Origin of the sequence: Nesterenkonia sp. DZ6 (assembly GCF_022565835.1) — a bacterium.
Taxonomy (GTDB): Bacteria; Actinomycetota; Actinomycetes; order Actinomycetales; family Micrococcaceae; genus Nesterenkonia.
The window spans coordinates 20,547-38,058 of the sequence record NZ_JAJOYW010000003.1 but is presented as its reverse complement, the minus strand read 5'-3'; the positions used below and the strand labels follow the sequence as shown (position 1 = coordinate 38,058).

Here is a 17,512-nt window from a genome sequence, read left to right as displayed (position 1 = left end):
CTGTCGAACAGTGTCCCAGATCACATACCGTTAGAGAACAATCACGAGACGATCGCGTGCAGGTCTCCACAGAAACCCCATCGTGACGGGGCCCCGGGCGGACCTGTCGGCGAGGCTGATCTACAAAGGAGCATCCGATGGTTTTCCCCGCGAAGTACCCCTCGCTCAACGCGACCGAGATGACGGAGGAGGCCCGCCAGACCCTTATCCGCGTGCTGCGCGTCGCTTTTCCTCACCAGTGCGTGCCGGACGGACCCTATGAGCGCACTGCCGACACCATCCTGACAGAGGCGCAGAACGAGACCTGGTTCCGCGTGGCGCTGACTCAAGGGCTGCTCTCGTTGAATCAGCTGTCCGATGGGGACTTCCGCAGCCTGGACGATGCCGCTGCGCTGCGGGTCCTGCGCCGCGTAGACGGCACGGAGTTCTTCGGCTTCGTCCGTCGCACCGCAGTGCTGAACCTCTATGACGATGCGGAGGTCTGGACAGCCCTCGGCTATGAGGGGGCATCGTTCGACCAGGGCGGATATATCAATCGAGGATTCAACGATCTCGGCTGGCTGCCAGATCCGCGCGTCGAGTTTCCCGAGGGGGAGACCATGCCGGAGATCGCCCCCGGTGCGACCGGGGCTCCGCGTCCGGCGGCCGGGGGACAGAAGACCGACAGCACGAATCAGCCGGGCGCGACCAGCTCGGATATGGAAGAGGTGAAGAAGTGATGTCATCCGTTCCCGAGAATCACACACCCGGAGAAAGCGTCACCGGCTACAGCGTCGCCCATGACGAGGAAGCAGTCGTCATCGTCGGGTCCGGTGCCGGCGGAGGCACCCTTGCCTACGAACTCACCTCGAAGGGGATACCTGTGGTCGTGCTCGAGGCGGGGCCCTACCTCACGCATGACGACTATTTGAACAACGAGTGGGAATCCTTCAACCAGATGGCATGGTTGGATCCCAGGACCACCTCAGGGTCCTGGCGAGTTGCTCGTGACTTCCCCAACCTCCCGGCATGGATCGTCAAAGCGGTGGGCGGGACCACCACCCACTGGTCTGGCGCGACTCCACGCTTCAAGGATCACGAGTTCAAAGCCCGCAGCGTGTACGGCCGGGTCGATGGCGCCAATCTGTTGGACTGGCCGATCGGACTCTCAGATCTGGCTCCTTTCTATGACCGCGCAGAGAAAGCGATGGGTTCCACCCACGTCCATGGCCGTCCGCCGCTGCCGGCGAACAACAACTACAAGGTCTTCGCCAACGGTGCCGAGCGTGTGGGCTATAAGTTCTACGCCACAGGCCCCTACGCCACCAACGCCGAGGAGTACGACGGGCGTCCGGCGTCGATCCAGGACGGCTTCAACTTCCAGGGAGACAAGAATCGGTCCAAGTGGTCCACCCTGGTCCGTGAGATACCGCGCGCCGAAGCAACCGGGCTTCTGGACCTGCGCCCCAACTCCCAAGCCGTGCAGATCACCCATGACGCCGAAGGCCGAGCTGACGCCGTGCTGTACCTCGACGAGGAGGGAAGCCTGCATCGCCAGGCGGCGAAGATCGTGTGCGTGGCGGGCAACTCCATCGAGACCCCTCGCCTGCTGCTGCTCTCCGCGACGCCGAGTTTCCCAGACGGGCTCGGCAACTCGTCCGGGCAGCTGGGTCGCAACTACATGCGGCATCTGACAGGCACGGTCTGGGGCCATTTCGAGGAACCGGTGCGCATGTACCGCGGAGAGACGATGGCGGGCATGATCGGAGACGAGTCGCTGCACGACCCTGATCGAGGCTTCGCGGGGGGCTACTATCTCGAAACCATCTCGCTGGGCCCGGCCTTCATGGCCGCGTTCGTCGAGCCCGGCACCTGGGGTCCAGACTTCGCGAAGCTTTTGGACGCCTACACGAACTCTGCCGGCATGTGGATCGTCGGGGAGGACATGCCACAGGAGACCAACCGGATCACGTTGAACACCACCCTCAAGGACAAGAACGGCCTCCCGGTCCCCAATGTCCATTACGACGATCATGTGAACGACGTGGCGATGCGCGAGCATGCCTACGCCGCGGGCGAGAAGGTCTATGCAGCAGTAGGGGCACGCTCTACGCACCGGACACCGCCGTACCCCTCCACGCACAATCTCGGGACCGCGCGGATGAGTGAGCGTCCCGAGGACGGGGTGGTGGACCGTTGGGGACGTTCCCACGACGTGAAGAACCTGTTCGTCTCGGACGGTTCCGTCTTCACCAGTGGAGCGGCCGCGAATCCCACCCTCACGATCGTTGCGCTCGCCATTCGTCAGGCCGACTACATCGCCGAAGAGCTCAGAGCGCAGCGGATTTGAGCCCCAGCAGGAGCAAGTCCGCTGACCATCGGGGAGGCAGCTCCACGTTGACGGAGGTCCCCGCCGATCTCGTCGACGCGCTGCGAAGCGTCGTGGGCGAGGTCGGGGTGCGTGCGACAGACCGCCTGGGGGCCGCCCATGATGCCTCGCACTACCTGCTCACTCCCCAAGCCGTGGTGCGGCCGAACTCCATCGAGGAGGTCGCCGGACTGTTCCAGACAGCTCGACACCTGGGTCTCGGGGTGACCTTCCGCTCGGGGGGAACCAGCCTGTCCGGACAGGCCGTCACGGAGAACCTGCTGGTGGATGTGCGAAGGCACTTCGGCTCCATAGAGGTGCTCGACGGCGGCGCCAAGGTGCGCTGCGGCCCCGGGGCTGTGCTGAGCCAGGTCAACGCTCGACTGCGGCGATATGGGCGCAAACTGGGCCCGGACCCCGCCAGTGAGATCGCGTGCACGATCGGGGGAGTGGTGGCGAACAACTCCTCCGGCATGGCGTGCGGGATCGAATTCAACACCTACCGGACCCTCGACTCCTGTGTGCTCGTGCTGCCCAGCGGCACCGTGGTCGACACTTCGATTGCCGACGCTGATCTGCAGCTCGCCCGCGCTGAGCCTGAGCTGCATGAGGGCCTGGGTGCGCTGCGCGACCAGCTGCGAGCCGACCCGCTCGCCGTCGAGCGGATCCGGACGCTGCATGCGATCAAGAACACCATGGGCTACGGTCTGAACTCCTTCCTGGACCACACCGACCCGGTCCGAATCCTCGAGCATCTGATCGTCGGCAGCGAGGGCACGCTGGCGTTCCTTGCGCAGGCGACCTTCCGCACGGTGGAGATCAGACCGCACGTGGCCACGGGGCTGCTCATCTACCCCGACCTTGCCGCCGCGACCGCCAGCCTGCCCGATTTGGTGGCGGCGCAGCTTGCCACGGTGGAACTCCTGGATGCGACCAGTCTGCGAGTCTCCCAGCGTGATCCGAAGTCGCCGGAGGAGATCCGGGGCCTCATGGTCGAAGATCACTGTGCGCTGCTGGTGGAGTTCCAAGAGCCCGATGAGCAGGCGCTTCAAGACCGGCTCGAGGCTGCGGCGCTGCTCTGGGAACGGCTTCCCCTGAGTCGCCCCGCCCAGCTGACCACCGACGCCGGTCGACGGGCCGCCTTCTGGCACACCCGAAAAGGTCTGTTCGCTGCTGTCGCGGGCAACCGGCCCTCGGGCACCACGGCGCTTCTGGAGGACATCGCGGTTCCAGTCGCTCGGCTCGGGGAGACCTGTACGGCTTTGACCGAACTCTTCGACACATACGGCTACGCCGACGCCGTGATCTTCGGTCACGCCAAGGACGGCAACATCCACTTCATGGTGACCGAGACCTTCGACGGGGAATCACCGGAGGAACTGGACCGATACGAGGCGTTCACCGAGGACATGGTCGAGTGTGTCTTGGCGCGCGGTGGAACACTGAAGGCCGAGCACGGAACGGGCCGGATCATGGCCCCCTTCGTGCGGCGCCAGGTCGGAGACGACCTGTATGCCGTGATGGAGAAGCTCAAGGCCCTCGTGGATCCGCACCAGATGCTCAACCCTGGAGTGCTCCTGACGCAGGATCCTCGAACCCACCTGAAACATCTCAAGACCTCGCCGAGGGTCGAAGAAGAGGTCGATCGGTGCGTCGAATGTGGGTACTGCGAACCCGTCTGTCCCAGCCGCCGGCTGACCACCACACCGCGTGAACGGATTGTGCTTCGTCGGGAGATCGCAAGGGCCGAGGCAGCCGGAGACGCAGCGCTGGCGCAGACTCTCCGCCGGGAGTATGAGTACGAGGCCGTCCAGTCCTGCGCCGTCGATGGCATGTGTGAGACGGCCTGCCCGGTATTCATCAACACCGGAGACCTGGTGCGGCGCCTGCGCGCTGAGACCCGGTCTGCGCCCGACCAGAAGGTCTGGAAGGCGGCGGCGAGGCAGTGGACGAGCGTGAGTCGGGCAGGGTCTTGGGCTCTGACGGCGGCTGACCACATGCCGTCGGTTCTGCCGCGTGCGGCGTCTGATCTCGCGCGACGTGTCCTCGGCGAGGAGGCGTTTCCACAGTGGACCGATGACCTGCCGCGCGGAGGGCGGGCTCGTCCTGTGCGGCAGGACGCCCAGGCGGAGGTGCTCTGGTTTCCCAGCTGCACGCAGACGTTGTTCGGTGCGGCTGCAGGTGCTGACCCGGATGGGCGACGCAGCGGTGTGGGCGAGGCGTTTCAGCGGCTCTGTGATGTGGCCGGAGTGCGGGTGCGCACACCCGAATCGATGCCGTCGCTGTGCTGCGGGACACCGTGGAAGTCCAAAGGCCTGTCTGAGGGGTACGAGCTCATGCGCAGCAAGGTCGCCGCCGCGGTGTGGGAGGCCTCTGACGCTGGAAGGCTGCCGGTCGTCAGCGACGCGAGCTCTTGCACCGAGGGTCTCGAGGCGCTCCTGCTGGCGTCTGGTGAGCCGGTCGCAGACATCGAGGTCGTGGACGTGGTCACCTTCGCCGCACAACGGCTTCTGCCCGCGCTGCAGGCCCGGAAGCTGCTGCCCGCGCCGATGAAGCCCTCTGTGATGCTGCACCCCACCTGCTCGTCTACACGGCTTGGACTGAACTCTGATCTCGATGTACTGGCAGCCGCTGTGGCGGGTCAGGTGTATACCCCGCAGGACTGGGGATGCTGCGCATTCGCCGGAGACCGAGGCATGCTGCACCCCGAGCTCACAGCCTCAGCGGTCGAGGCGCAGGCTGCGGAGGTGCGCAGCGTGCGTGCCGCGGTGCACGCGTCCACGAATCGCACGTGTGAGATCGGGATGACCCGCGCGACCGGTGAGCCATACAGACATATTCTTGAGCTGCTCGACGACGCGGTGCTGCCGCAAGGCCGGGGCCGAACACCGGAGGAGCCTTCGTAGACCTGTAGCGAGGTGAGGGTCGAGTGGCTCAGTCGCAAGTTCACGATTCCAGAACTGGACTGGACACCGACGAAGCGGAGGGTTTCATGCCAGCAGGTCAGTACGGTGACTCTGCTCTGTGCTGATGAAACGACGTTGAACCCGTTTCGTCACATCCTCACGCCAGGTTTCTCGCCGATATATCGTTAAGTCTGATCGGGCCCACAATGGGTGCGGCGCTTAGGAGGCTGTTATGACTGGATCATTTTCAGGCGACTCACATGGCCGGGGCATCTTCGGGGACCGTCGGCCACCGGTGGGAGGGCCACCCGCTGACCTTTGGGACGCGATGGACCAGCTGCGTGGTGCATTCAAGGACAAATCGGCTCCCCGAGCGAACCGCGGCGATGTCCGAGCGGCGGTCCTTGCTCTGCTGGCCGAGCGCTCCATGCACGGCTACCAGATCATCCACGAGATCGAACAGCGCAGCGGCGGGGCCTGGAAGCCCAGCCCAGGCTCGGTCTATCCCACCCTGCAGCTCTTGGCGGATGAAGGGCTGATCCACGCCGAGACAGAGGGTGGACGCAAGACCTACTCACTGACCGAAGAAGGCCGTGAGGCCGCAGAGGCCGCTGATCAGTGGCCTGCGCAGTGGCAGGGCCCTGGGCACCGCGGCCACGCAGTTCGCGCCCTGTCCAAGGCCGGCATGGAGCTTGCTCAGGCAGCCGCACAGGTCGGCCGTTCCGGAACCCCCGAACAGATCCACCAGGCGGAGCAGGAGCTGGACCAGGTGCGCCGGAAGCTCTACGCCATCCTTGCTCAGGACTGAACGGCGTGACTGCAGCACGTGACGCCTGGGGCCGCGGCTTCCAGGGAATCGAGTGAACCCAACGACCAGGACGCTGCGCGCCCGGTACCGTCGGATTCTCCGGTTTGCCGCACTTCATCTGATCCAGGTGTGGTGGTTCGAGCTGTTCCTGCCGCGAATCGGTCTTGCCCGACTCGCAGCAGTCGGGCGATCTCGACGAATGCGGCGTCTCGCGCAGCGGTTCCATGTCTTGGCTGTGGACCTCGGCGGGCTGATGATCAAGGTCGGCCAGTTCCTCTCCTCGCGACTAGACGTGCTGCCTCCCGAGATCACCAAAGAGCTGGAGGGGCTGCAGGACGAGGTGAGTCCGGTCGCCTTCTCTGCCATTCAGAACGCCGCCGAGAAGGAACTCGGCGTCCCGCTGGAGCAGGCGTTCGCCTACGTCGACCCGACCCCGCTTGCCGCTGCCTCGTTGGGCCAGGCGCATCGCGCCGCACCTTCGGCGCAGGACGCCGAGTTGGCCGGTTTCGAAGCCGCGGTCGTGAAGATCCAACGTCCCGGCATCGGTGAGATCGTCGACGTCGATCTGGCCGCACTGCGACGGGTGAGCCGATGGCTGTCGCGGATCCGGCTGGTGAGCAACCGGGTGGATGCGCCTGCACTGGTCGAGGAGTTCGCCGCGACCAGCATGGAGGAGATCGACTACCTCCACGAGGCTGCCAACGCTGAACGGTTCGCCGCGAACTTCGCCGAGGATCCGCGCGTCTCCGTTCCTGACGTCATGTGGGAACGCACCACGCGACGGGTCCTCGCCCTGCAGGACGTGACCGCGATCAAGATCAATGATGTGGAGAGGCTCAAGGCCGCGGGAATCGACCCAGCAGAGGTCGCCACACAATTCGCGAACGTGATGTTCGACCAGATCTTCGTCCACGGGTTCTTCCATGCCGACCCGCATCCCGGGAACATCTTCGTCACGCCGACCCCCTCGGAGGGGAATCCCCTCGCAGAGGGGGGACAGTCACCTCACTGGCACTTGACCTTCATCGACTTCGGCATGATGGGCGAGATTCCGGAGACTCTGCGGGACGGGCTGCGCCGGGTGTTCATCGCCGCAGCCTCGCGTGACGGCAAAGGGCTGGTCGACGCCATTCAAGAGGTGGGTGTGCTGCTTCCCTCGGCCGACACTGCCGAGCTTGAACGAGCGATGACACAGCTCTTCGCCCGATTCGGCGGCATGGGGTTCGCAGAGCTGAAGGAGGTCGACCCGCGCGAATTTCGGGACTTCGCCAAAGAGTTCGGTGACCTGGTTCGCTCCCTGCCATTCCAACTGCCAGAGAATTTTCTGCTGATGCTGCGGACGGTGTCTCTCATCTCGGGAGTCTGCAGCACACTGGATTCCAGATTCAACCTCTGGGACGCCATCGAGCCCTATGCCGAGCAGCTGATCCGCGATCAACGCAGACCTGCGGTCCAGGACGCCGCCCAACAGGCAGTGGCGACGGTGGCTACGGCGCTCCGGCTGCCGGGACGGCTCTCGGAAGCAGTCGACGGCATCGAGGCCGGGCGCATCGCGGTGCGCACCCCGGATCTTGATCGGCGGATCACAGCTCTGGAACGCGTAGGTCGGCGGATCATCTCAGCAGTTCTGTTCACCGGGCTGCTGGTCACAGGGACATTGCTGCGAAGCGACGACAGCCTCGTCGGCTCCGCCCTCATCGCGGCATCCCTCATCCCGCTACTGCACGCGGTCTTCCCGTCGCGCAGAGGCGGGAACTGAACGAGAGGTTCACATGCATGCCGGGCCTCGAGGGTTCGTTCGTGGCGGGAAGGGAATTCAGGTCCCACAGAAGGTGCGGTAGGGGCCAAAGCTCGCGGGCGCTTCAGAGGCGTATCGAACGAACCTTTCACGCTCGTGGTAAGGATCGGTCACGGCCTCCAGGAGTTGGTGGAACGGTGCCAAGTCACCGTCGGTTGCCGCTTCAAGGGCTTCCTCTACCAGGTGGTTTCGCGGAATGTAGACAGGGTTGACCCTGTCCATCTGCTCTGCGTTCGGGTTGAGGCCGCGCCAACCATCTAGCCAAGCGTCGAGTGCCCCCAGATCCCGAGCCTTCTGTCGAACAGGCCTCACGTCGCCGCGGGCAGCGTGGTTGAGTGCTCGGAAGAACGAGGTGTAGTCGAGCGATTGCTCCTGCAGCAGAGTCATCACGTCGTCGACCACCGGGGTGCATACCTCGTCGTCCAGGTCTTGAGACAACCCGAGCTTGGTCTTCATGCCAAGAAACCAGGCAGCGCTGTACTCGCGGCGGAATGCGCCCAGGGCCTCCTGCGCCAGGGCGATGGCCTGCTCGTCGTCGTCGTTGAACAGGGGGAGCAGGGTCTCAGCAAATCGGGCGAGGTTCCATTCGGCGATCGCGGGCTGATTTCGGTACGCGTAGCGGCCGCTCTGATCGATGGAGCTGAAGACCGCAGCGGGATCGTAGGCGTCGACGAATGCGCAGGGGCCGTAGTCGATGGTTTCCCCAGAGATGGCCATATTGTCGGTGTTCATCACGCCGTGGACAAAGCCGACCAGCATCCATTGAGCCACCAGCTGGGCTTGAGCAGAGACCGCCGCTGTGAACAGTGCGAGATGAGGATTCTCAGCGTCCGCGGCGACAGGGGCATGCCGGGCAATGGCATGATCGGCCAGACGGCGGACCAACTCGCTGCCACCGATGGCACTGGCGTATTGGAAACTGCCTACGCGCAGGTGGCTGCTGGCCACGCGGGTGAGCACCGCTCCCGGCAGCGGCTTCTCGCGCCGCACGACGTCACCGGTGGCGAGGACCGCCAGAGAACGTGAGGTAGGAATGCCGAGGGCGTGCATGGCCTCGCTGATGACGTATTCGCGCAGCATCGGGCCCAGCGCAGCTCGACCATCGGCACCGCCGCGGGCGAAGGGAGTCCGGCCTGATCCTTTGAGATGTATATCGCACAGCTGGCCTCCGACGTCGGTGAGCTCGCCCAACAGCAGCGCGCGGCCGTCACCCAGGCGCGGCGAGTATGACCCGAACTGGTGGCCAGAGTACCCCTGAGCTACTGGCGCAGCGCCGCGGGGCACTCGGTTGCCGATCAGCAGACGGACGCCATCGGGGCTCTCTAAGTCTGCGGGATCGAGCCCCAGGTGATCAGCCAGGGGTCTGTTGAGCACAATCAGCCGCGGGGCGGTGGCCACCTCGGCCGACCACGGGATCGACAGCTCCGGAAACTCCTCCGCGAAGCGGCGATCCAGTGAGATATCGGGTTGTGCTGGGGCGCTCATCGGGGGCGACTCCTCGCGTTCTTCCACATGAGAGAACTGGTCTTCCAGGGCCGGCACCGCTGTCGCAGAGCGATGTCGTGCGCATCATCGAAGTCGTGCGCTCTGAAACTCATCACGTGCATGTCTGAGAGTTGTGCAGTGTCCCGGGCATGGGCCCAGACTAGACCACGAGGTGGTGCAGGACCCTGCGGCTGGGCCCTGCCCTTCCGCTAACTCTCGCGGGGATCTTGAGGGCGGGCGCCAGGGTTGTTTCTTTCGCCGCCACACGTACACCGAGCGACGGGGTTGCCCCATACATCTCCTCGCACGCCCCCGTGAGAAGTCTGCCACGGCCAGCGTCCGGTCATTTCGAGCTGGAGGGTGAAACTCAGGAACGTACGAATAAGGACTATGAGACCGAGCGCGAGTATTGCGTCCACGGAGAACCCGATAGCTACTGTCCGGATGATGTCCGCAGCGATGAGGATCTCCAGTCCCAGGAGAATAGATCGTCCGACCCAGCGGCGGTACTCCTCGAAGACGAGGCTCTTCCGGCGAAGGTATCTCCAGCCAGCGAGTCCAGAGGCGATGCTGATTCCGACCACCATCACAACCACTCCAGCGGCATCTACGGCTTTGCCGATGGAATCAATGATCGTGTCGAAATCCATAGTTCCTCCGTAGCCCAGAATGCCGCTTGTGACCCACAGTATCTTCGGCGCATACGAACGCGCGGCTGCTCCCGACTGAGATCTGGATCTGAGAAACGCCAGCTGCGCGGAAACAACGTCGCGCGTCGCCTGAGGGAGGAAGGTGGATGCGGTCCTGGGTCAGGCAACCATCATGATCGATGGGCAGGGGACCGGGAAGCAGTTCGGTGGTCGGGTGCAACCAGCGCACGCGTGATGCCAGCTCAGCGGACAGATGGAGCAGGGGGGGACTTTGGGCCCTAGGCGGCGATGGATCCATTGGATACGCTTCGGCCATAGCTCAAGCAGCCGGGCTCTTGTTACTTCAGACAAGGGTGCCCCATGGAGCACATTTCCCGAGTAGTCATCAGCACCTCCGGGGCGTCTGGACCGATCATCGTGGGGCTGGCGGCGTTGGAGATGTACTTCGCTGGCCACCGTGTTCCCAAAGGTCTTCCAGAGATATCTCTGGCGACACCGCGTTTTCCGCGGCCGTGCGTGGCCGATGAGTCTGCCGCCATGAGAACTCGGGACCCGCAGTGGGACTCCGGCTCGCGCTCGGAACCGCGGTCGGAGAACACCTACGAACGGCGCCCGTTCCTTCGCTGGAGTTCGCTGACGGGTGCGGCCCCGAGCAGAGAGAAGAATCTCCATCCCGTCTGAAAGAACCAGAAGTTCCCGTTCCCATGACCTACCCGCGAGCAAGACCCCACGCTGACTTGTGGGGATCCTGCTGACCTGAGGATTGCGTCACTTCTTATCGGTGCTGCCAGTTGTGGGCTCCATCGGTGCCGCCAGAAGGAGATCTTGATGCCGACTGAACTACCGCGTGATGAACTGTTTCTAGTGTTCGCCCGCGTCGATGGCATGCTGCTCAGCGAGGAAACCGTTGAACACGCGGTTGAACTCCTCGCCCAGGCAGCCAAGAGAACTGTTCCGAGGGCCATCGGAGCCGGCGTGTCATTGATCAGCAGCGCCGGCAGCAGGGTGAGTGCCGGAAGCACTGACCGGGTGGTGCGCGAGGCCGATGATCTCCAGTACGCGACCGGCGAGGGCCCCTGCCTGAGTGCTTGGGCGTCGCGCATGATCGTCAACGTCAATGACGTCGAGTCCGATCGCCGCTGGCCGAACTGGTCTGCCGCCGTCGTCGGGCTGCCGGTCCGGTCGGTGCTGAGCACGCCGCTGCAGCACCAGGAGACCATTGTGGGTGCGATGAAGGTCTATTCCGCCGCGGAACATGCTTTCACACTGGAGAGTGCACGGCTGTTGACGATGTTCGCCGGGCCGGCTGCCGCGCTGCTTGCGCATGTGCAGGCGAAAGACCTCCCGGTGAAGCTCAGCGAATCCATCAGCAATGCCATGGGCCAGCGCGACATGATCAACATCGCCAAAGGCGTCGTGATGGACCAGCATGGGTTCGACAGAAACGCCGCCACCCGTCATCTGATCCAGGTGGCCCGAGCCGAATGCGTGACGATGGGGGAGACTGCGCAACGCATCATCGCCGCCGGTTGGCGGCAAGGCGGCAATCGGTCGTGAAGGATTCCAATTCACCAAAGCCGTCACGGCCTGACGGTGATCCGTCCTCGGCTGGGAGGGATGAGTCGCAGCGACAAAACCTGGGCAGAGCGGTGCGCCATTCCGCCCTTCCGCTGAAGAGGCTGTGGCTGCATTATTTCAGTATGGGCGGCACTGCCGGTGAGTACGAGCTCAATGCTTACATCCACAGCTTGTACTCGTTGCCCGAGTTCCAGCAGGACATTCTGGCCCAGGCCGCCAACGAGATGATCGATATGCTCCCCTCGCCTCCCCGAGCGTCGTACAGCGATGAAGCAGATCACGACTGGGCGCCAAACGCAGAAATCCAGAGGTAGGAACCATGCATGACGGAGAAGGAATCCCGACTCCGAACGAGGCAAAACAGGGACAACCATCCGGGCACGACCAGGGGAGTGCCGCTGGTGAGCATCAGCTGGCCTCACAGCTCGGTGATCTGGTCCGTTCTCTCAACCAGGAGAGCCCGGAGGCGATCCTGGAGCTCGTGGTGGCCGCCGCCATCGAGCTGATTCCCGGTGCCGAAGAGGCCTCCCTGAGCGTCGTCACCGGGCGAGAGGAAGTCGAAACCGTGGCTCCCTCCAGCGAGCTGCTCAGAAGGTTGGACGATCTGCAGGTGGAATTGACCGAAGGTCCTTGCCTCGAGGCGATCTATTCGGAACAAACCATCCGCGTGCGGGAGATGGCGACCGAGGCGCGGTGGCCCGTCTTCGCTGAAAAGGCGACCGAAGCCGGAGTGGGCAGCATGTTGGCCTTCCAGCTCTATGTGGTCGGAGACAACCTGGGTGCGCTGAACCTCTACTCCAGTCAGGTCGACGCGTTCGACGATGACTCTGAGCATGTCGGGCTGATCGTCGCCTCACATGCCGCGGTTGCCCTCGCCGACGCCCAGCAGGTCAGCCAGCTCCACGAGGCGGTGCAGAGCCGGGACGTGATCGGACAGGCCAAGGGAATCCTGATGGAGCGCTATAGGATCACCGGCCATCAGGCTTTCCTCCTGCTGGCCAAGGCCAGTCAGCACACCAACAAGAAGCTGCAAGTTCTTGCCGAAGACCTGGTCAACAGCGGCGAACTCAGCAGCGGGACCAAATGAGTCTAGAAGCCAGACTTGGGCGGGTCCGAGCAGTCGGGGACCGGAGACTGGTCAGGTGCAAGCACCCGTTCCGGGTCCTGTGGTGACACGACGAGGGCGATCCCGCCCATTGGTCACCAGTAGTGACGCCGTCCTCCGACAGCGCGGCCGAGAGAGCCCAAGATCCAGAGGATGGCACCGGCCACAACCAGGATGATGCCGATCGTCCAGAGGATGGAGATGTCAATGACGGCTCCCACGATCAATAGGATGATGCCCAGAATAATCACGAGGTAATTCCTTTCCGTGGGGCGCGGAATTGGCCCCTCATTCGTTGAGGTTACCGCTGGAGATCAAACGTCGGAAGAGGCAAATGGCGAAAGTTTCCCCTCATAGGGCGGGAGAACAGCGTTGAGCCCCCGATACGGCGCCGAAGCGGGGCCCGCCGCGTGGACACCCGGTTTGAATGCTGGGCAGTCTTCTGTGATGCCGAGTTCCGCGAGACTAAGACCAGTCCGATCGACCCGCGGGCACCTGAGTGGGTATCCATCGCAGAGCCCTATAAGCTGCGCATTCTCTGAGCACCGTCATGCCCGGACTTTCCACAACGTCGTCGTCGCAGTGGCTGGATCACTGTCCATCTTCTGGATCAAGGCGGTGGCGCTTCTGGTTTCCTCGTCTGGTGATCAGCCCTCAAGGGTGCCGATCTCGAACTCCGCGAGTTGTCCTTCGGGGCGCTCGGCGCCGCCGTGCTGAGCTTCGAAGGCTTCTGCTGCGTCGGTGCCGCACAGTCCTTCGATCCGGTCGGCTCCTCCTGGATGATCTTCGATCCAGTCTGTGAGGTCGTAGACGGTCCCGTCCATGACTGCCCAGCACGAGTCGGGGGAATCATTCTCCTCTACTTGATCCATGGTCAGGACATCGTCAGAAGGTTCCGGCTGCTCTTCCGCTTCGCTGTCCTCAGTTGGGTCCTCATCTGTGTCGGTGTTCTCGTTCTCTGCCTGATCGGTGTCGGTCTCCTGAGTGCTCTCGGTCTCCTCTGCCGATTCAGTCTCGGGGGCTTCTTGATCTTGGTCTGCGCCTTGCCCGCATGCGGAGAGGAGCAGCAAGCTTCCGGCTGCGACGGGCGCCAGGAGAGATCGTCTCCAGTTGGTCTTTCGCGCGAGGGTGTTCATGAGTGTGCTCCTTCTGGATAGTGATTACGAAGTTCGGGCGAACGTCGGGCGTCGCCGCTACGTTCGCGGGAGAAGGCCCAAGCGATGAGCCACGTGGCCATCGCAGCGAGCACCAAGGCTCCGCTGAAGTGGAGAGTCAGTGTCATGGCGCTGCCGACGAGAGCCTGGAGGAATGTCAGAACGAACAGCAACACCGCGGTGACCGCAGGAATCAGCCCGGTCTTGGTCCCCCACGCACGGAGAACGAGGGCCAGCGCCAGCGCACCAGAGGTGATGTGGAGTCCGACGGCTGCCACGCCATGGACATCGAGTCCGCGAAAGTCTTGGACGTAGAGACCTGCCGAAGCGAAAAGAAGGCCTAGGGCGACGAAATTAGCCAGGGCCAGGCCCCGAGCCGCGCGGAGAAGAGCTGGGGAGGAGAACATGGGATCTACAGCTCACATTCTGTTCTGGTCTGGGACTCGCGCAGGGAGTTCGGAGCCTCGGGTGGGGATCCCCGCCGGGGAGAGCAATTGAGCGGGGCATCCGTGGAATAGCTGAGTACCGCTTGATTTCGTCTGAGGAAGGGGTGTTCTGCAGCGGGTGCCGGAAAGGGGGCGGTATTTGATGGCCCGTTATGACGGTGGCCCCACAGAACCTGGAGGGATCTGTAGGGCCACCACTCTGTCTTCACCATGATCTGCGCCGTTGAAGCAATATGGGTCACGACCCGCGAGGGAGGTCGATCACCCTGCTGGTTAGGCGCGAAGGATCAGGACTCGACGGTGCGCTGGCGCATGAAGAAGGCACCGGCACCGATGGCTCCGAGGGCGAGTGCGCCGCCGCCGGCGGCCATGGCGATATCTGCACCCTGTGAGCCGCCGGAGACGCCGGTGTCGGCGCCGCCTTCAGGCATTCCATCCATCTGTGAGGCGGTCAGGGTGCCACAGGCAGCGGGAAGAGTCGCAGCGTTGGGCAGGGACTCATCGAGCTCGCTCTGCTTGTTCGCGGCTTCCTCGGTCAGCACGGCCGGGTCCACGCCGTGGACCACGACGACGCCGGTGCCATCAACGATGGAGGCCAGCACGTCATCGGGGATCTCCAGGCTGCGCTCGTAGGTGTAGCTGCTGCCCCCGGGGAACCGCTCCACCGCAAGACCGGAGTCGGGTGAGGTGTCGCCTTCGGTGGTCAGTGAGGTGCCGATGCCGCCGTAGAAGGGTGCGCCTTCTTCGACGTTGATGGCGCCGTCGCCGTCGACGTCAGCCTCGGGGCCGGGGCAGGTGCCCTGGGCGCCGAAGTGGATGTGCTGGGCGTGGGGGAAGGGTCCGTCCATGAAGGTCTCGGCTGCGCCGTCGACGGTCATGTAGACCGTGGCCTGGTTGCCCTGGCCCTCGATGAGCACGTCACCGACGGTGCCGCTGTTGTTCAGCGGGTCCAGGTTGGCCTGGAAGGACCAGGACCCGCTGGAGGTCGAGGTGGCGGCGCCATCGGTTGCTCCGCCGTGCTCGGAGTGGGCCATGGCTGGGCCTGCGCCCAGAAGCATTGCGCCGAGCGCGAGGGTGGGAACGGCGAACAGTTTGGATTTAAACATTTGAGGGACTCCTCGTCACAGTGGTGTTGTCGCACGGCCTCTGATCGTGGTCGCGTCCAGGCCATGTACGCGGAGTTCGGAGCGACGGCAGGATCGGATGGTGAAAATCCAAAAAAAGTTTCTCAGCTCACCGATCCGCTTCACCCGGAGGTTCCCGCCTGCTCGGCATTGGCAAAGATTCGGACCGTCATCCTTTTGAAGATGATGGTGTGAAACGGGACCATACGTCCCGGGGCCCCAGAGGCGACGATCTAAGAGCAACCCAGATCACCCATACTGCGAAGATCTTTCTCTGGCCTAACTTTCAAGTAATAAATGTGTAAATCAGCGCCTCTTTAAAACTGTATCGATATCGAAAGACTGCCTTTCTTTGGCGCGGGGTGTGCGGGTGGTGGCTTCGTGGTGTTGCTGAGGCAGAGGAGACATGGAGGTTCCCTTTCGGGTTGGACCTTCTGGGCGGCAGCGATGTCATTCGGCTTGTCACTGTCCGCTCCGGGGTGAGGGTCCGAATACGGCAGGCCAAGGGCGAACCGCAGCATGGAGCTCGCACAATCTCTTTGTTAATGAGGAAAGGCCGCTGGAGATGCATGGAGCCTAGGAGCCACGAACCGTTGCCCCAGGCTCCATCTCGGAAGAGTCCGTGAACGGTTGGGTGGGGTTCGGATCGGGAGACCCGCGACGGTCAGGTCGGCACGTGCCTGTTCCCAAGTCGTCGCGACGTCGTCACCGACGACTGTGCAGCATCGGAGGGACGCATCGTGTCCGCCCACACCCCTAGAGCGCCGGTATGACCGGTCTCTGAGAAATCTGACACGCGGTGGCCAATTCATTGGGACAAGTCCGCCCTAAGCGGGAACCTCTACCTGACGGATCTCGCGGTCCTGTCACATGCAGCCGGAGCTGCCATGGGATGGGACATCTCGATGGAACGCGGTCTGTCTCACTAACGTGTCGAAATCCTCAGAGTTGTCCTACTCGAGCCCTCTGGGTCTGGCCCCAGACTGGCAACCCCGAAAGTCGTAGGGTGAGTCCAGGGGTACCCCTGATTATGGTCCCGACCTGCGTGAAGACGTAGGGCACAAGGAACTCTTCCTGCCCTGCGTGACTTGCGTGGTGATTCGGCGCCCTCGGCCAGGAGGAGAAGTGGGTACGCAGGAGCTGACCCTATGGGTAACGCCCGAGAGGCAGCAGTCCTCCGGCAGGTCGTGCATTGCTGCCCGACTTGCTAGAGGGCTATTGCGAGGCCAATAATGCCGGCGTCAGACGGTTTCCCGCGCGGGAACACCGTGGGACAGCTCACGGTCCGCGAACGCGGGGTCGTCGGCGAAGGACTTGATCCGGGCCACCCGGTAGATGATCAGCGCATATACCGCCTTGGCAGTGATGTCAGCCACCGAGTAGCCGATCTGCTGGCCGACCCAGGCATCCGCCCCGGAGACGTTGAGCATCGGCAGTAGGTAGGCGACAGGGTAGACCGCCCAGCTGCCCAGCAGAAGCCAGCGCAGGTTGCTCAGCGAACGACGTACGCCCGCCGGTTGCAGGTCGAGAGAGGCGGTCAGCTGGACGAACAGCACGTAGAGGATGTAGAGGAACGGGATCATCGAGAGCCCGAAGAAGACTCCCCGGACAGTGTTGTCGTCGCTGATCTCGCCTGGATATCCGAGGGCGATCATCAGTACTGCTGCAGGGACCAGTCGCCACAGCAACTTGGACTGCAACGCGCTGGCCAGTGCTAGCACCGCGATCAGCTCGACCAGCAGCAGTGGCACCGTCAAGAGCCAGTCCACGTACCGGTAGCCCTCGTTGAACGAGGCGCCTGCCGCCTGGGTGTAGATGCCGTCGCCACCGACGGCGTCAGAGACGAAGGCCTCCTTGAAGGAGTCGAAGATGCGGAAGTAGTGGTATGCCGCGATGCCGCAGACCACGATGGCCACGGTGATGGCCTGCCGGTAGCGGGGCAGGATCCGGGGCAGGCAGATGAGCAGGAACACGGCGGTGAAGAGCTGCGAGGCGATGACCAGCGACAGGAAGTTGTAGACGGTGTCGAACTGTCCTTGCGTCAGGGTTTCGGGTATCACGAGTCCTCCATCGGGAAGGCCGCGCTCCACCTTGCAAGCTGCGGCGATACT

The 17,512-nt window shown here is 63.6% G+C and carries 16 protein-coding genes; 9 read left to right on the top strand and 7 right to left on the bottom strand.

Translation table 11 applies throughout. The features are described 5' to 3' along the window. The first annotated feature begins 137 nt into the window (after positions 1-137). The 5 genes from LTH93_RS08655 to LTH93_RS08635 all read left to right on the top strand — a co-directional run bounded on the left by LTH93_RS08655 (position 138) and on the right by LTH93_RS08635 (position 7,820). Positions 138-719, top strand: coding sequence for a hypothetical protein (locus LTH93_RS08655; protein ID WP_241465865.1), 582 nt, complete (start codon positions 138-140; stop codon positions 717-719). Beyond that, positions 719-2,329 (top strand): GMC family oxidoreductase, encoded by a 1,611-nt coding sequence (locus LTH93_RS08650; RefSeq protein ID WP_241470707.1) that lies wholly within the window; start codon positions 719-721, stop codon positions 2,327-2,329. Before LTH93_RS08655 ends, LTH93_RS08650 begins: the two co-directional genes overlap by 1 nt. A 47-nt stretch (positions 2,330-2,376) precedes the next feature. Next, positions 2,377-5,253 carry an FAD-binding and (Fe-S)-binding domain-containing protein gene (locus LTH93_RS08645; RefSeq protein ID WP_241470706.1) on the top strand — a complete coding sequence of 959 codons (2,877 nt, stop codon included), beginning with the start codon at positions 2,377-2,379 and terminating at the stop codon, positions 5,251-5,253. A 232-nt stretch (positions 5,254-5,485) separates the two neighbouring features. Continuing rightward, entirely contained in the window at positions 5,486-6,061 is a 576-nt protein-coding gene (locus tag LTH93_RS08640) for a PadR family transcriptional regulator (RefSeq protein WP_241470705.1), read from the top strand. Between the two features lie 52 nt (positions 6,062-6,113). Further along, positions 6,114-7,820 (top strand): ABC1 kinase family protein, encoded by a 1,707-nt coding sequence (locus LTH93_RS08635; RefSeq protein WP_241470704.1) that lies wholly within the window; start codon positions 6,114-6,116, stop codon positions 7,818-7,820. Between the two features lie 57 nt (positions 7,821-7,877). Here LTH93_RS08635 and LTH93_RS08630 read toward each other — a convergent pair whose 3' ends face one another. Together LTH93_RS08630 and LTH93_RS08625 are read right to left on the bottom strand one after the other, a co-directional pair. Further along, positions 7,878-9,344, bottom strand: coding sequence for a protein adenylyltransferase SelO (locus LTH93_RS08630; protein ID WP_241465873.1), 1,467 nt, complete (start codon positions 9,342-9,344; stop codon positions 7,878-7,880). A gap of 209 nt (positions 9,345-9,553) precedes the next feature. Beyond that, positions 9,554-9,994 (bottom strand): DUF1622 domain-containing protein, encoded by a 441-nt coding sequence (locus tag LTH93_RS08625; RefSeq protein ID WP_241470703.1) that lies wholly within the window; start codon positions 9,992-9,994, stop codon positions 9,554-9,556. A gap of 828 nt (positions 9,995-10,822) precedes the next feature. Here LTH93_RS08625 and LTH93_RS08620 point away from each other — a divergent pair. From LTH93_RS08620 to LTH93_RS08610, 3 genes are read left to right on the top strand one after another with little or no spacing between them, the layout of a single operon-like run. Then, positions 10,823-11,551 carry a GAF and ANTAR domain-containing protein gene (locus LTH93_RS08620; RefSeq protein ID WP_241465876.1) on the top strand — a complete coding sequence of 243 codons (729 nt, stop codon included), beginning with the start codon at positions 10,823-10,825 and terminating at the stop codon, positions 11,549-11,551. Beyond that, positions 11,548-11,886, top strand: a complete 339-nt coding sequence (locus LTH93_RS08615) for a hypothetical protein (RefSeq protein WP_241470702.1) — start codon at positions 11,548-11,550, stop codon at positions 11,884-11,886. The genes LTH93_RS08620 and LTH93_RS08615 overlap by 4 nt, the downstream gene beginning before the upstream one ends. Positions 11,887-11,891: 5 nt before the next feature. Next, a complete protein-coding gene (locus tag LTH93_RS08610; RefSeq protein ID WP_370642730.1) occupies positions 11,892-12,659 on the top strand; it encodes a GAF and ANTAR domain-containing protein in 768 nt (255 codons plus the stop codon). Positions 12,660-12,772: 113 nt separating this feature from the next. Here the strand turns inward: LTH93_RS08610 and LTH93_RS08605 are convergent, their stop codons facing one another. The 4 genes from LTH93_RS08605 to LTH93_RS08590 form a co-directional block, all read right to left on the bottom strand. Further along, a complete protein-coding gene (locus tag LTH93_RS08605) occupies positions 12,773-12,928 on the bottom strand; it encodes a DUF6131 family protein (RefSeq protein WP_241470700.1) in 156 nt (51 codons plus the stop codon). Between the two features lie 396 nt (positions 12,929-13,324). Next, positions 13,325-13,813 carry a cytochrome b5 domain-containing protein gene (locus LTH93_RS08600; RefSeq protein ID WP_241470699.1) on the bottom strand — a complete coding sequence of 163 codons (489 nt, stop codon included), beginning with the start codon at positions 13,811-13,813 and terminating at the stop codon, positions 13,325-13,327. Then, the gene (locus LTH93_RS08595) at positions 13,810-14,238 is read right to left on the bottom strand and encodes a hypothetical protein (RefSeq protein ID WP_241470698.1); all 429 of its coding nucleotides are present in this window, start codon (positions 14,236-14,238) and stop codon (positions 13,810-13,812) included. The genes LTH93_RS08600 and LTH93_RS08595 overlap by 4 nt, the downstream gene beginning before the upstream one ends. A 326-nt stretch (positions 14,239-14,564) precedes the next feature. Next, positions 14,565-15,383, bottom strand: a complete 819-nt coding sequence (locus tag LTH93_RS08590) for a hypothetical protein (RefSeq protein ID WP_241470697.1) — start codon at positions 15,381-15,383, stop codon at positions 14,565-14,567. A gap of 63 nt (positions 15,384-15,446) precedes the next feature. Here LTH93_RS08590 and LTH93_RS08585 point away from each other — a divergent pair, with 63 nt between their 5' ends. Next, the gene (locus LTH93_RS08585; RefSeq protein ID WP_241470696.1) at positions 15,447-15,596 is read left to right on the top strand and encodes a hypothetical protein; all 150 of its coding nucleotides are present in this window, start codon (positions 15,447-15,449) and stop codon (positions 15,594-15,596) included. A gap of 1,046 nt (positions 15,597-16,642) precedes the next feature. Here the strand turns inward: LTH93_RS08585 and LTH93_RS08580 are convergent. After that, a complete protein-coding gene (locus LTH93_RS08580) occupies positions 16,643-17,461 on the bottom strand; it encodes a bacteriorhodopsin-like (RefSeq protein ID WP_241470695.1) in 819 nt (272 codons plus the stop codon). Between the last annotated feature and the right edge of the window lie 51 nt (positions 17,462-17,512).